The sequence below is a fragment of the Neorhizobium galegae genome, assembly GCF_017877055.1.
GTDB classification, from domain to species: Bacteria; Pseudomonadota; Alphaproteobacteria; order Rhizobiales; family Rhizobiaceae; genus Neorhizobium; species Neorhizobium galegae_D.
The window spans coordinates 142,734-156,889 of record NZ_JAGIPG010000002.1 but is presented as its reverse complement, the minus strand read 5'-3'; the positions used below and the strand labels follow the sequence as shown (position 1 = coordinate 156,889).

Genomic DNA, 14,156 nt, shown 5'->3' with positions numbered 1-14,156 from the left:
AAACTTCCACTCTGGATATACGGCGAAATTCAACCGTTATTCACTATGGTTACGCTGAGGGCTTCTGCTTCAAGCGGAAGCGCTGGATCTTGCCGGACTCGGTCTTCGGCAGCGCATCGGTGAAGACGACCGAACGCGGATATTTGTAAGGGGCGATCACCGCCTTCACATGATCCTGCAAGATCTTGACCATCAACTCGCCAGCCTCGACGCCCTTTGCCAGCACCACATGCGCCTCGACGATCGTTCCGCGTGCCTCGTCCGAGACGCCGATCACGGCGCATTCGAGCACCGCCTCGTGCTTGAGGAGGGCTGCCTCGACTTCGGGACCGGCGATGTTGTAGCCGGCCGAGACGATCATGTCGTCGGAGCGGGCCGCGAAGTGGAAATAACCGTCCTCGTCCTCGACGAAACTGTCACCCGTCAGGTTCCAGCCGTCCCGGACATATTCCTTCTGGCGGTCGTCGGCGAGGTAACGGCAGCCGATCGGTCCCTTGACCGCCAGCTTGCCGATCGTGCCGCGCGGCACTTCGTTCATGTCGTCGTCAACGACGATCGCCTCGTAGCCGGTGAGCGGCTTGCCGGTGCAGGCCGGCCTGGAATCGCCGAGCCGGTTCGAGATGAAGATATGCAGCATCTCGGTCGCCCCGATGCCGTCGAGGATCGGCTTGCCGGTCTTCTTGACCCATTCGTCGAAGACGGGCCCAGGCAAGGTCTCGCCGGCTGAAACGGCGATGCGCAGCGACGAGAGGTCGGCGCCGGCATCCATAGCGGCCAGCATGGCGCGATAGGCGGTCGGCGCGGTGAAGCTGATCGTCGCCTTGTAGGTCTCGATGATCTCGATCATCTTCGGCGGCGTGGCCTGCTCCAGAAGGGTCGCGGCAGCGCCGAAACGGAGCGGGAATACCGCGAGGCCGCCGAGGCCGAAGGTGAAGGCGAGTGGCGGGGAGCCGACGAACACGTCGTCCGGCGTCACGTCCAGCACTTCCTTCGCGTAGGCATCGGCGATGATCAGGATATCGCGATGGAAATGCATGGTCGCCTTCGGCACGCCGGTGGAACCGGACGTGAAGCCGAGCAGGGCGACGTCGTCGCGGCCGGTTTTCACCGCCTCGAAACGCACCGGCTTGTTGAGCGCCGCGCGATCGAGTTCGGCGTCATGGTTGGCGGTGCCGTCGAAACCGATCACCTGTTTCAGGAAGCGGCTTTCCTTGGCGCAGGCGACCAGCTCATCCATCAGCCGCGTATCGCAGAGCGCAATCGAAATCTCGGCCTTGTCGATGATCTTGGCAAGTTCGCCGGACCGCAGCATCGGCATGGTGTTGACGACGACAGCGCCGGCCTTGGTCGCAGCCAGCCAGCAGGCGACCATGGCCGGGTTGTTGGCGGAGCGGATCAGCACCCGGTTGCCCGGCTTCAGGCCATAATCCTCGGTCAAGGCCCGAGCGATGCGGTTCGTCCAGTCGGACAATTCCTTGTAGGTGCGGCGGCGGCCGTTGCCGATAAGGGCGGTGTTGTCGCCGAAACCGCGCTCGACCATGCGGTCGGTGAGTTCGACGCCCGCATTCATCCATTCCGGATAATCGAAGCCATCAAGCCTGATGTCCGGCCACTGATCCGGCGGCGGAAGATTGTCGCGGGCAAACGTATCCAGATGGCCTGACGGTCCCAGCATATTTTCGTTCCCAAGCGTTTTTTATCGAGCGGCTTTTTGCCTTTCATTCAGAAAAGCACTGCTTTCCCTCGGTTGCAAGAGAAATTTTAAGTTTATAATAATTTTCCCCGACCGCCATTTTTGGCGCTTGAGCCGCTTCCAAGCGGGCTGATGCGGTGCCAGTATGACGCTCGAAATCAGGCCATATCGAAGGGAAAAGTGAAGATGCGCCATCGGATTAGCGACTGGGACAATGCCTATGCCAACGGCATCAACATCCCCCAGGGCGACCGCTGGCCGGCGGCATGGGTGGAGCCGGCACGACTTTATCGGGAGACGCTTGCCGCAGCCGGCCGCGCCAAACTCGGGCTTTCCTATGGCGACAAGCCCCGCAACCGCTTCGACCTTTTCCTGCCGGAGACAGAGCCAACCGGCCTTGTCGTTTTCGTCCATGGCGGCTTCTGGATCGGGCTCGACAACAGCTACTGGTCGCAATTCGCCAGAGGCTCGGTGGAGCGCAGTTATGCCGTCGCCATGCCGATGTACACGCTCGCCCCGGAAAACCGCATTTCGGGCATTACTGTGGAGATCGGCAAGGCGATCGAGGCTGCCGCCGGCATGGTCGGTGGACCGATCCGGCTGATCGGCCATTCGGCGGGTGGGCATCTGGTGACGCGGATGATCTCGGCCACCTCGCCGCTGCCGGAAGCGGTGCGCAGCCGCATCGTCAACACGGTTTCACTCTCCGGCGTGCACGATCTGCGGCCGATCATGAAGACGAAGATGAACGAAAAGCAGCGGATCGATGCCGAGGAAGCGCGATCGGAGAGCCCCGCCCTGCTGGAGCCACTGCCGGGCGCGAGGGTGACCTGCTGGGTGGGGGCGGGCGAGCGCGCCGAGTTCATCCGCCAGAACGCGCTGCTCGCCAGCATCTGGAAGGGGATGGGCGCCGAGACGGAGGCCGTCGAGGAGCCGGACAAGCATCATTTCACCATTCTCGACGGCATGGCGGACCCCGACCATCCGCTGATGGATGCGCTGTTTTCCTAAAGCGATGCGGCGGCGCGGGCCGCCTGGTCGTAGTGGCCGGACAGGGCGCGCAGGCGCGCCGCCATGGCCGACAGGGTTTCGCCCGAAACCTCGGTGGCCAGCACCGATTTGACCAGCAGTTCCTCGCGCACCGCCGCATAACGCCTGCAGGCTCCGGCGCCTGCTTCCGTCACCATGACCAGCTTTTCCTTGCCGCGGCGGCCGGACTTGATCAGCTTCAGCCGTTCGAGCTTCTTCAGCGCGTAGGTTACCACATGCGTATCCTCGATATTGAGGACCAGCGCGATATCGGCCAGCGTCTTTGCCTTGTTGCGGCTGTTGATATTGTGCAGCACGAGGATATCGATCGGCGAGAGGTCCGGCACGCCGGCAGCCGACATGCACCGCACCATCCAGCGGCTGAACGCATGGTTCAGCATGATCATGCCGAATTCGATCTCGGACAGCGATGGCAGCCCGCCACTCGCCAGATGGCCAGAGGAAACGATCGGCCCGAATTCATTTTTCTCCGATGACATGATTCTTCCTCCCGGGACGAGCGCGCCGCAAGCGGATGCCTGCGGCGCCCCTCAAATCACATCTTCTTGTAGGCGTCCAGAATGGCGGCGCCGTCAGCGCCGGCCTTCTTCGACCAATCCTCGGTCAGCTTGGCGCCGACATCGGCCAGACCCTTCTTGAGATCGGCGCTCGGTTCGAGAACCTTCATGCCGTTCTTCTTCAGGGTTTCCATGTAGGCGGCAGTCTTTTCGGCACCGAGCGCCCAGCCGCGGATTTCTGCGGCAGCGGCCGCATCGGTGACGGCCTTCTGAACGGCCGGATCAAGGCTCACGAAGGCAGCCTTGTTGACGAAGATGACGTTCTTCGGGATCCAGGCCTGGGTATCGTAATAGTGGGTCAGCGATTCCCAGATCTTGCTGTCGACGCCGGTGGCGCTCGAGGTCATCAGGCCATCGATGACACCGGTTGCGAGAGCCTGCGGCAGTTCGGCCGCCTGAACCGTGACCGGCTGGGCACCGACGAGATCGGCGATGCGCGACGTGCCGACGTTATAGGCGCGCCATTTCAGGCCCTTGAGATCAGCCGTGCTGTTGACGTCCTTCTTGGTGAAGATGCCCTGCGGCGGCCACGGAGTCGCATAGAGGAGCTTGAGACCCTGGGCGTCGAGCGCCTTTTCGATTGCAGGTTTGGAGGCGGCATAGAGCTTCTTCGATGCGTCGAAGCTGGTTGCCAGGAACGGCACGACGTCGATACCGAAGACCGGATTTTCATTCTCGTGCAGCGAGATCAGCACTTCGCCGGCCTGTGCCTGGCCGGTCTGGACAGCGCGCTTGATATCCGGCGCCTTGAAGAGCGAAGCGTTGGGATGGATGGTGATCTTGAGGGCACCCTTGCTGGCGGCATCCACGTCCGAGGCAAACTGGCTCAGGTTCTGGACGTGGTAATTGGCCGGCGGATAGGCCGACGGAAGGACCCAGGCAGTCTGGGCAAGGGCGGCGCCGGAAGCCGCCAGAAGCGCTGCGCCGGCAAGGCCCGAGCGAACGAGAGTTGAGATCAATTTCCTCATATCAGTTCCCTTTTTCTTTCTCTGGTTAACCCGGGAATGCCATTTTCGGCAGAACCATCACGATTTCCGGGAAGACCGTGATGATGGCGACAGTCGCCACAAGCAGGAAGAAGAACGGCAGCGAGGCGCGCGCGACCGTCAGGCTGTCTCGGCCGCTCATCGTCTGCAGCACGAAGAGGTTGAAGCCGACCGGCGGCGAGACTTCCGCCATCTCGACGATCAGCACCAGGAAGATGCCGAACCAGACGAGGTCGAAACCGGCCTGCTGGATCATCGGCAGGACCACGACCGTGGTGAGCACGATCATCGACAGCCCGTCAAGCGCTGCGCCGAGCAGGATATACATGACCGTCAGCACCGCGATCAGCGCATAAGGGCTGAGGTTGAAGCTGTCGACCCAGGCGGCGAGCGCGTTCGGAATGCCGGTATAACCCATGGCGATCGACATGAAGCCGGCGCCGGTCAGGATCAGCATGATCATGCAGGTGAGCCGGGTGGCGCCCATGACGCTGTCCCAGAAGGCCTTCATCGTCAGCGTCCGCGACCAGGCGGCGATGGCGAGCGAGCCGAGCACACCCCAGGCGGCGCATTCCGTCGCCGTCGCCCAGCCGAGGATGAGCGTCGCGAAAACGAGCACGATCAGCAGCGTGACGGGGATGAGGTTGGCCGATTCCTTCAGCTTCTCCTTCAGGCTCATCTTCGGCGGTGCCGGCGGCTGCTTGTCCGGGTTCAAAAGCGACCAGACGATGATGTAACCGGAATAAAGCACCATGACGATGGCGCTCGGCAGGAAGCCGGCAAGGAAGATCTGGATGATCGAGACATTCGCCGCCACCGCATAGACGACCATGGTGATCGACGGCGGGATGAGGATGCCGAGCGTGCCGGCGCCGGCGAGAGAACCGAGGCTGACCATCTCGTCATAACCGCGTTTCTTGAGTTCCGGCAGGGCGATCTTGGCGATCATGGCGGTGGTGGCGGCCGAGGAGCCGGAGATCGAGCCGAACAGGCCGCAGCCGATCACGTTGACATGCATGAGGCGGCCGGGCAGCCAGCCGAGCCAGGGGGCGAGGCCTCGGAACATCTCTTCCGAAAGCCGGGTGCGGAACAGGATTTCCCCCATCCAGACGAACAGCGGCAGCGCCGCGAGCGACCAGGACGCGCCGCCGCTCCAGGAATTGGTGGCGAGCACCGCGCCGATCGGGATGCCGGGCACGAAGAGCATGGCGATAAAGCCGCAGATCAGCAGCGAAATGCCGATCCAGACGCCGCCGGCCAGCAGCGCCAACAGGGCGACGAGAACGACGCCGGCGATTTCAACGAGTTCGATCGTGCTCATGGATCACGCCCCGCTCTGGATGGCGCGCTCGATGACTTCCTCGGCCGTTTGCGGCTCCGGTTTCTCATAGCGCGGCGAGCCGCCGAACAGGACATGGAGGAGTTCGTCGACGAAGGCGATCGCGAGGATGATCAGGCCGCCGCAGAAACCGAGCTGCGGAATCCACAAGGGCACCGCGATGACGCCCTGCGACAGGTCGTTGAACTGCCAGGAGGTCTTCGTCATGTCGAAGGCGAACCAGGCAAAATAGAGCGTCGCGATGGTGCCGATCACCAGGGCGAAGATCTCGACGACGCGGCGGACCGTACCGGTGAAGCGCTCGACCAGCAGGCCGACGCGGATCATTTCGCCGGAGCGGAACGTGTGGGCGAGGCCGAGAAAGGCGCTTGCCGCCATGCACCAGGAGGCGAAATCGTCACCCGCCGGCACGTCGATATCAAGCGGGCGGCCGGCAGAAAGCGCCATCATCAGCAGGAAGATCGCGACAAGGAAAAGTCCGGCGAGATATCCGGAAAAGAGGTAGAGTGCATCCAGCCCTTTCCGGAGCCAATCCGGGAATATGCTGTGGCGGGGATCAGCGGAGGACATGGTTCATCCTCCTGTTGCAGGATCGAAAAAACGGCATGGTCGGCTCCCCTCGGTTGCCGGTTATCCGGGTGGAGCTCTTGGTGGCTTCCTGCCCGTTCAGCGAGCATGATGCTTCAATGTGCATTTTCCTGTCAACTAATCATTGACGTTTTATCGACGAAATGTTTTCGTTAGAGCATATCAGTTTGATTTGAGGGCGGACCATGACCGAGGCTAAGTGGGATTTCTGGATCGATCGCGGCGGCACGTTCACCGACATCGTGGGGCGGAAGCCGGATGGATCGCTTGTGGCCCACAAGGTCCTGTCCGAGAATCCGGAAGCCTACCGCGATGCCGCAGTGCAGGGCATTCGCGAGCTTCTCGGCGTGCCGGCCGGTGCCGCCATTCCAGCCGATGCGATCGGCGCGGTGAAGATGGGAACGACCGTTGCCACCAATGCGCTGCTGGAGCGCAAGGGTGAGAACACGCTGCTCGTCACCACGCGCGGCTTCCGGGATGCGCTGGCAATCGGCTACCAGGCCCGCGCCGACATCTTCGCCAAGAAGATCATCAAGCCGGAACTGCTCTACAAACAGGTTGTCGAGGTGGACGAACGCGTCCGCGCCGACGGCACGATCGAGGCGGCACCGGATGCCGCGACGATCCGCACTCAGCTGCAGGAGCAATTCGACGCCGGTTTCCGCGCCGTCGCCATCGCCTTCATGCATGCGTATCGCTACCCGGCTCACGAGCAGCTGGTAGGGGCGATCGCCCGCGAGATCGGCTTCACCCAGGTTTCCGTCAGCCATGAGGTTTCGCCGCTGATCAAGCTGGTCGGGCGCGGCGACACGACTGTCGTCGATGCCTATCTCTCGCCGATCCTGCGCCGCTACGTGGAGCAGGTGGCCGGCGAACTCGGCACCGGCTTGGACGCCACCGACGGCCAAGGCGCGCAACTGATGTTCATGCAGTCCTCCGGCGGATTGACCGCAGCACGGCTGTTCCAGGGCAAGGATGCGATCCTGTCCGGCCCGGCCGGCGGCGTGGTTGGCGCTGTCGAGACGTCGCGGTTGGCAGGCTTCAACCGGATGATCGGCTTCGACATGGGCGGCACGTCCACCGATGTGTCGCATTACGACGGCGAGCTGGAGCGCTCGTTCGAAACGGAAGTTGCGGGTGTGCGCATGCGCGCGCCGATGATGTCGATCCACACGGTGGCGGCCGGCGGCGGTTCGATCCTGCATTTCGAGAACGGCCGCTTTCGCGTCGGCCCGGATTCGGCCGGCGCCAATCCCGGTCCGAAGGCCTATCGCCGCGGCGGGCCGCTGACGGTTACCGATGCCAATGTCATGCTCGGCAAGCTCTCGCCAAAGCTCTTCCCGGCAATCTTCGGCCCCAACCGCGACCAGCCGCTCGATGCGGATGCCGTGCGTGCCGCCTTCGAGGACATGGCCAGAGTGATCGGCGACGGCCGTTCGCCGGAAGAAGTAGCTGACGGGTTCCTGGCGATCGCCGTCGAGAACATGGCAAATGCGGTCAAGAAGATCAGCGTTCAGCGCGGCTACGACGTCACGCACTATGTGCTGACCTGCTTCGGTGGTGCCGGCGGGCAGCATGCCTGCCTGACGGCCGATGCGCTCGGCATTTCGACCGTGATGATCCACCCGTTCTCCGGCATCCTTTCGGCCTATGGCATGGGCCTTGCGGATATCCGCGCCACCCGCCAGCGCACGGTATCGCACGAACTCGCGACGGCGCTGGAAACACTTGGGGCCATCCGCGACGAGCTGACCGCCAGCGTACTGGAGGAAATGGCCTCGCAAGGCGTGACCGCATCGGAAACCGAGGTGCTTCACCGCGCCCATCTCCGCTACCAGGGCACGGATACCACCTTGCCCGTAACTCTCGCCGATACGGCAAAGATGACACTCGCCTTCGCGACGGCCCACAAGAAACAGTTCGGCTTCATCTTCGAAAACCGCGAGATCATCTTCGAGGCCTATGAGGTCGAGGCGATCGGCGGCGGTGCCGATTCCGACGAACCTGAGTTCGAATTGGGCGACAGCGCGCCAAAGGCCGCCGAACAGACAAAGTTCTTCTCCAGCGGGGCATGGCGGGAGGCGCCGGTCTACCGCCGCGCCGACATCAAGCCGGGCTCGCGTGCCAACGGCCCGTGCCTGATCGTCGAGCCGCACCAGACGATCGTCGTGGAGGACGGCTGGGCCTTCGAGATTACCAGGCTGAACCACGTCGTTCTGAAGCGCGTCGCCGAACTTTCCCGCGCCAGGCCGATCGGCACGCAGGCAGATCCGGTGCTGCTCGAAGTGTTCAACAATCTTTTCATGTCGATCGCCGAACAGATGGGCGTGACGCTGCAGAACACCGCATCGTCGGTCAACATCAAGGAGCGGCTGGACTTTTCCTGCGCCGTCTTCGATGCGGATGGTGCGCTGGTGGCGAACGCCCCGCATATGCCGGTGCATCTCGGCTCCATGGACCGGTCGGTCGAAAGCGTCATCGCCCAGAACCAGGGCAGGATCCGCCCCGGCGACGTGTTCGCGCTGAACGCGCCCTATAATGGCGGTACCCATTTGCCGGATATCACCGTCGTTACGCCGGTCTTCGATGCCGAGGGCAAGGACATTCTCTTCTACGTCGCCTCGCGCGGCCATCACGCCGATGTCGGCGGTACAGCGCCGGGTTCGATGACGCCTCTGGCGACGACGGTCGACGAAGAGGGTGTGCTGTTCGACAACGTGCTGCTCGTCGATCGCGGCCGGTTCGATGAGGCGGGTATCACCGATCTCCTCTCCAACCACCCCTACCCTGCCCGCAACGTCGCCCAGAACGTCGCAGATCTGCGCGCCCAGATCGCCGCCAACGAAAAGGGCGTGCACGAAATGCGCAAGATGATCGCGCAGTTCGGTCTCGACGTGGTGCAGGCCTATATGGGCCACGTGCAGGACAACGCCGAGGAGAGCGTGCGCCGGGTGATCGAGAAACTCGGCAATTCCGAATTCTCCTACCCGACCGACCAGGGCAGCGTGATCCAGGTGAAGATCACTGTCGACAAGGCCAAACGCGAGGCGACGGTCGACTTCACGGGAACGAGCCCCCAGAAGAAGAACAACTTCAACGCACCAGAGCCGGTGACCCGTGCCGCGGTGCTCTATGTCTTCCGCGTCATGGTCGAGAGTTCCATTCCCATGAACGCGGGATGCCTGCGGCCGATCCGGATCATCGTGCCGGAAGGATCGATGCTGAAGCCTCAATATCCGGCGGCTGTCGTCGCCGGCAATGTCGAGACCAGCCAGCATGTGACGAATGCGCTGTTCGGCGCGCTCGGTGCGATGGCGGCAAGCCAGGGCTCGATGAACAATCTCACCTTCGGCAATGCGACCTACCAGTATTACGAGACGCTGTGCTCCGGCTCGCCGGCCGGCGTGTTCAACGACGGGACCGGTTTCGAGGGCACGGATGCGGTGCATGTGCACATGACCAATTCCCGCCTCACCGACCCGGAAATCCTGGAAACGCGTTATCCGGTTCTGCTGGAGGATTTCCATATCCGCGAAAATTCCGGCGGCAAGGGCAAGTTCTCGGCCGGCAACGGCACGAAGCGGACCATTCGCTTCCTTGAAAAGATGGACTGCGCCATTCTCTCCTCGCATCGGACGATCAGGCCACACGGGCTTGCCGGTGGCGAAACCGGCGAGCTTGGCAAGACCACGGTGCGCCGCCTGGACGGCACGTTCGAGGAACTCGGCGGCTGCGCTCAGACGATCATCGACGCGGGCGAAGCGGTGACCGTTCAGACGCCGACGGCCGGAGGCTATGGCAAAGCGGACTGATCTGCCGTAACCGGGAGGCATGACGAAGCAGATCGCGATCATCGGGGGCGGCCCGGCGGGTCTTATGGCAGCGGAGGTTCTCTCCGCTGCCGGCCTTGCCGTGACCGTCTACGAGGCGATGCCGACCTTCGGGCGGAAATTCCTGCTTGCCGGCAAATCCGGGCTGAACATCACCCATTCGGAAGATTTTTCAAAGTTCGCGGTGCGATTCGGACGTGCTTCCGCTCGACTGCGCCCTGCCCTCGAGGCATTCACGCCGGACGATGTGCGGGATTGGGCGGCGGGCCTCGGCACGGAAACCTTCGTCGGGACCTCCGGTCGCGTATTTCCCAAAGTCATGAAGGCCTCGCCGCTGCTGCGCGCCTGGCTGCGGCGGCTGGAGGTACAGGGCGTGACGCTCAGGACGCGGCATCGCTGGGTCGGGTTTGCCGAAACCGGTTATCGGTTCGAAACGCCGGAAGGGCCGGTCACTGTCGAGCCCGATGCTGCTCTCGCGGCGCTGGGCGGCGCCAGTTGGCCGCGGCTTGGCTCGGATGCCGCCTGGGTGCCGTGGCTGAGAGAAAAGGGCGTGGAAGTCGCCGACCTGCAGCCGGCCAATTGCGGTTTCGATGTCGCCTGGAGCGAGGCATTTTGCGAGCGTTTCGCCGGCGAGCCGCTGAAATCGGTTTCCACAACCTCGGACGCCGGCACATTCCAGGGCGAATTCGTGATCTCGAAACACGGGATCGAAGGCAGCCTCGTCTATGCCCATTCCGCAGCCCTTCGGGACCGACTTTTCGACCAGGGACAGGCCGCATTGACCATCGACCTCGCACCAGGCCGCACGCTGGAGCGGCTCGCCCGCGACCTTGCCCGGCAGGACACGAAGGCGAGCTTCTCCAACCGGCTCCGCAAGGGCGCCGGGCTGGAGGGTGTGAAGGCAGCACTGCTTCGCGAACTCCTTCCGGATGCCAACCGGATGGCGCCGGAGGAAGTAGCGCGGCTGATCAAGGCTTTGCCGATCCCGGTTGTCCGTCCGCGGCCGATCGCGGAAGCGATCTCGTCAGCCGGCGGCGTCGCCTGGGACGATCTTGACGAAAACTACATGCTGAAGCCGCTTCCGGGCCTGTTCGCCGCAGGAGAAATGCTGGACTGGGAGGCCCCGACGGGGGGCTACCTCCTTACCGCATGCCTCGCCACGGGCCGGGCTGCGGCACGAGGCATCGAAGCCTGGTTGCACCCGCGATAGGACCCGCTTCAGCGCGTGATTTGCGATTTCTTGTCTAGTTGTCCGGCATTGTCCTAGATCAACGCCTCGGGGCGCGATTCGCGCTGTTTTACGCGGAGGAAAGGGCTCCATGACCAGGGAAAGACGAAGACGCATCATCCGCAGACGACGGACCATGACGGGTCTTGTGCTGGTTGCCGCCATTTCCTTCGTGGCGGGGATGACGGATGCGGTGGGCCTACTTCTCTCGGGCGACTTCGTCTCCTTCATGACCGGCAACACGACCCGCGCAGCCATCGCCTTTGCCGACGGCAACTATAGCCATGCGATCATCCTCTTCATCGCGCTCTGGGTCTTCATCCTCGGCAACGCGCTCGGCATCGTGCTGGCCTACACGGTCTCGGCGCGCCGCACCTTCGTGGTGCTCTCGGGCGTCTCGCTCCTCCTGGCTGCCGCTTCCATGGTCCCCGCGGCCGGTTTTCCGCGGCTGCAATTCTATATGGTTGTGCTGTCGATGGGCATGATCAACGCGACCGTCGAACATATCGAAGGACTGCCGATCGGGCTTACCTATGTGACGGGCGCGCTTTCCCGCTTTGGCCGCGGCATCGGCCGCTGGCTGATCGGCGATCGCAACCCGACCGGCTGGCTGATCCAGACGGTTCCCTGGACCGGAATGGCATGCGGCGCCGTGACGGGCGCTTTCTTGACGAAATATGCAGGCAGTCATGCGCTCTGGATCGTTTCGGTTCTGGCCCTTGCTGTTGCATTGGCGACGGCACTTCTGCCGCGCCCGCTGCACCTGCATTTCCAGCAGCCGATCGTCTCCGCCCGCCGCCGCGCCTGATCGTTCCGAAGGACATCGATGTTCCTGCTTTCCAAGCTCTTCTGGGTTTTCGCTCAGCCTCTCTCGATCGCTTTTCTGCTCTCTGCCCTCGCCGCAATTCTGGTCTTCGCCGGCTGGCGCAAACTCGGCGGGTTAGCCGTGTTCCTAACCACGCTGGTGCTGTTCGCGACGCTCTTTACGACCGCGGGCACGGTGGCGCTGCAGGTGCTGGAAGATCGCTTTCCGAAACCAGCCCAGGAGCCGCAGGCGCTTTCCTGCATGATCGTGCTCGGCGGCGTGCTCGAAAACGAGGTGACGACCGCGCGTGGCGGCATCGAGTTCAACCAGGCTGCCGACAGGTTCGTGGAGGCGCTGCGGCTTGCACGCAATCATCCGGAAGCACGCATTGTGATTTCCGGCGGCGACGGTTCGATCAGCGGCGCCTACGAAGGCGAAGCCCAGGCTTCGGAACGGTTCTTTTCCGCCTTCGGCATCGCGATCGATCGGCTGGTGAAGGAGAACGCGTCACGCACGACCTATGAGAATACGTTGAATACGGCGGGGCTTCTCAAGGCTCAGGGGCTCGACAACTGCCTGCTGATCACCTCGGCCTTCCATATGCCGCGATCGATAGCCCTGTTCCGGGCGGCCGGGATCAAGGTCACGCCCTGGCCGGTCGATTACCGCACCAGCGGCATCGTCCGCCCGTCGCTGGATTTCACCCAGCCGGCGCTGAACGCGCAGCTGACCACGACCGCCGCTCGGGAATGGATGAGCCTGATGGCCTATTACCTCACCGGCCGGATCGATTCGTTCTTTCCGGGATGAGCCCTCATCCGGACCGTTCTATTTTTTCGATAGGATATTGAAATCGAGGCCACGCACCCTGACACGCATTTCGCAGGGCTTGGCGTCGGTGCGACCGCAGAAGCGGGGATGCATCGTCAATTCGAAAACCATGTTGCCGAAGTACTGAACGAACTCGTAGGTATAAAGCTGGGCGGTGGCGACCATGACGTAGCCGCCTTCCTTGATCTGGACATAGAAATTGTAGGGGCAGCCTTCACCGGTGCAGCGCGGTCCCTTGACCCCGTCGCAGGTCATGTCGGACTGGTTGGAAACGAGGTCCAGCATGCCGTCGTTGTTGATGTCGAAACGCTTGATGAAGGTCGGCCCGTAGTCGACAGTCTTGCATTCCTTGCGGAAATAATTCTTTTCGTAGATTTCCGGATCGCTGAAACGCTGCGGCTGCTGCGCGAAAGCAAATGTCGGCGCAAGCACCAGGACGAGCGCCTGCACAACAATGATCAAGAGCTTTTTCACGAGCGGACCCCTGCAAATTCATCTGTTCACGGCGGGCGCCGAAGGATGACGCGCGCAACGATCGGCGGCTATGCTAACGGCCTGCACTTGCGCGACGCTGGATCACAAGGCCCGACATGTCACTGCTGACGATACTCGACTATGCCGGCATTGCGCTTTTTGCCGCGACCGGCGCGCTCGCCGCTTCCCGAAAGCAGCTCGATCTGGTCGGTTTCCTGTTCTTCGCCGCCGTCACCGGGCTCGGCGGCGGCACGCTCAGGGATATCATCCTCGGCCGCACGCCAGTTTTCTGGGTCCTCGACCCGACCTATATCCTGATCTGCGTCATCTCCGGCACTTTCGTCTTCTGCACGGCACATCGGGTGGAATGGCGCTTTCGTCTGCTGATCTGGCTCGATGCGATCGGGCTCGCCGCCTACAGCGTGCTCGGCGCGGCAAAGGGCCTTGCCGCCACGGGATCGCCGACGATCGCAATCGTCACCGGAGCGCTGACGGCTGCCTTCGGCGGCATCCTGCGCGATCTTCTGGCCAACGAGCCCTCGGTGCTGCTGAGGCCGGAAATCTACATCACCGCAGCACTTGCTGGCGCCTGCGGATTTACCGCGGCGAATGCGCTCGGCCTGCCGCTCTATGCGAGCTCGGGGCTGGGTGCCGCCCTTGCCTTCGGCCTGCGGGGCGGGGCGATCCACTACGGCTGGACATTGCCGCGCTACAGGCCACGGCCCGGGCGGGAGCAGGACGAGGCCATGAGAGGGAAGAAAGGGAAAGAGTAGGC

At 63.0% G+C, this 14,156-nt stretch carries 12 protein-coding genes; 6 read left to right on the top strand and 6 right to left on the bottom strand.

The features are described from left to right. Positions 1 to 49 precede the first annotated feature (49 nt). On the bottom strand, positions 50 to 1,675 hold the full coding sequence (locus J2857_RS10980; protein WP_210010245.1) for an AMP-binding protein: 1,626 nt from the start codon (positions 1,673 to 1,675) through the stop codon (positions 50 to 52). A gap of 204 nt (positions 1,676 to 1,879) precedes the next feature. Here J2857_RS10980 and J2857_RS10975 point away from each other — a divergent pair, with 204 nt between their 5' ends. Then, positions 1,880 to 2,704: an alpha/beta hydrolase gene (locus tag J2857_RS10975; RefSeq protein WP_210010244.1), complete on the top strand. Its 825-nt coding sequence runs from the start codon at positions 1,880 to 1,882 to the stop codon at positions 2,702 to 2,704. Here J2857_RS10975 and J2857_RS10970 read toward each other — a convergent pair. From J2857_RS10970 to J2857_RS10955, 4 genes are read right to left on the bottom strand one after another with little or no spacing between them, the layout of a single operon-like run. Continuing rightward, a complete protein-coding gene (locus J2857_RS10970; RefSeq protein ID WP_210010243.1) occupies positions 2,701 to 3,222 on the bottom strand; it encodes a winged helix DNA-binding protein in 522 nt (173 codons plus the stop codon). The two genes, J2857_RS10975 and J2857_RS10970, sit on opposite strands and share 4 nt — an antisense overlap. Before the next feature lie 56 nt (positions 3,223 to 3,278). Continuing rightward, positions 3,279 to 4,259 (bottom strand): TRAP transporter substrate-binding protein, encoded by a 981-nt coding sequence (locus tag J2857_RS10965; protein ID WP_245363436.1) that lies wholly within the window; start codon positions 4,257 to 4,259, stop codon positions 3,279 to 3,281. 34 nt (positions 4,260 to 4,293) lie between these two features. Continuing rightward, a complete protein-coding gene (locus tag J2857_RS10960; protein WP_210010241.1) occupies positions 4,294 to 5,607 on the bottom strand; it encodes a TRAP transporter large permease in 1,314 nt (437 codons plus the stop codon). 3 nt (positions 5,608 to 5,610) lie between these two features. Continuing rightward, the gene (locus J2857_RS10955) at positions 5,611 to 6,195 is read right to left on the bottom strand and encodes a TRAP transporter small permease (RefSeq protein WP_210010240.1); all 585 of its coding nucleotides are present in this window, start codon (positions 6,193 to 6,195) and stop codon (positions 5,611 to 5,613) included. Positions 6,196 to 6,398: 203 nt separating this feature from the next. Here J2857_RS10955 and J2857_RS10950 point away from each other — a divergent pair, with 203 nt between their 5' ends. The 4 genes from J2857_RS10950 (at position 6,399) to J2857_RS10935 (ending at position 12,886) form a co-directional block, all read left to right on the top strand. Then, positions 6,399 to 10,025, top strand: a complete 3,627-nt coding sequence (locus J2857_RS10950; protein ID WP_210010239.1) for a hydantoinase B/oxoprolinase family protein — start codon at positions 6,399 to 6,401, stop codon at positions 10,023 to 10,025. A gap of 19 nt (positions 10,026 to 10,044) precedes the next feature. Then, positions 10,045 to 11,253: a TIGR03862 family flavoprotein gene (locus J2857_RS10945; RefSeq protein WP_210010238.1), complete on the top strand. Its 1,209-nt coding sequence runs from the start codon at positions 10,045 to 10,047 to the stop codon at positions 11,251 to 11,253. 109 nt (positions 11,254 to 11,362) lie between these two features. Continuing rightward, positions 11,363 to 12,079 carry a YoaK family protein gene (locus tag J2857_RS10940; RefSeq protein WP_210010237.1) on the top strand — a complete coding sequence of 239 codons (717 nt, stop codon included), beginning with the start codon at positions 11,363 to 11,365 and terminating at the stop codon, positions 12,077 to 12,079. Between the two features lie 18 nt (positions 12,080 to 12,097). Beyond that, entirely contained in the window at positions 12,098 to 12,886 is a 789-nt protein-coding gene (locus J2857_RS10935; protein WP_210010236.1) for a YdcF family protein, read from the top strand. 18 nt (positions 12,887 to 12,904) lie between these two features. Here J2857_RS10935 and J2857_RS10930 read toward each other — a convergent pair whose 3' ends face one another. Next, positions 12,905 to 13,381: a hypothetical protein gene (locus tag J2857_RS10930; RefSeq protein ID WP_210010235.1), complete on the bottom strand. Its 477-nt coding sequence runs from the start codon at positions 13,379 to 13,381 to the stop codon at positions 12,905 to 12,907. Between the two features lie 116 nt (positions 13,382 to 13,497). Here J2857_RS10930 and J2857_RS10925 point away from each other — a divergent pair, with 116 nt between their 5' ends. Then, a complete protein-coding gene (locus tag J2857_RS10925) occupies positions 13,498 to 14,154 on the top strand; it encodes a trimeric intracellular cation channel family protein (protein WP_210010234.1) in 657 nt (218 codons plus the stop codon). Positions 14,155 to 14,156: the final 2 nt, after the last annotated feature.

Bases quoted from the DNA above. Each gene is read 5' to 3' on its own strand.
- J2857_RS10935 (WP_210010236.1), top strand. From the start codon at position 12,098: ATGTTCCTGCTTTCCAAGCTCTTCTGGGTTTTCGCTCAGCCTCTCTCG.
- J2857_RS10980 (WP_210010245.1), bottom strand. From the start codon at position 1,675: ATGCTGGGACCGTCAGGCCATCTGGATACGTTTGCCCGCGACAATCTT.
- J2857_RS10940 (WP_210010237.1), top strand. From the start codon at position 11,363: ATGACCAGGGAAAGACGAAGACGCATCATCCGCAGACGACGGACCATG.
- J2857_RS10950 (WP_210010239.1), top strand. From the start codon at position 6,399: ATGACCGAGGCTAAGTGGGATTTCTGGATCGATCGCGGCGGCACGTTC.
- J2857_RS10925 (WP_210010234.1), top strand. From the start codon at position 13,498: ATGTCACTGCTGACGATACTCGACTATGCCGGCATTGCGCTTTTTGCC.
- J2857_RS10975 (WP_210010244.1), top strand. From the start codon at position 1,880: ATGCGCCATCGGATTAGCGACTGGGACAATGCCTATGCCAACGGCATC.
- J2857_RS10955 (WP_210010240.1), bottom strand. From the start codon at position 6,195: ATGTCCTCCGCTGATCCCCGCCACAGCATATTCCCGGATTGGCTCCGG.
- J2857_RS10960 (WP_210010241.1), bottom strand. From the start codon at position 5,607: ATGAGCACGATCGAACTCGTTGAAATCGCCGGCGTCGTTCTCGTCGCC.
- J2857_RS10945 (WP_210010238.1), top strand. From the start codon at position 10,045: ATGACGAAGCAGATCGCGATCATCGGGGGCGGCCCGGCGGGTCTTATG.
- J2857_RS10970 (WP_210010243.1), bottom strand. From the start codon at position 3,222: ATGTCATCGGAGAAAAATGAATTCGGGCCGATCGTTTCCTCTGGCCAT.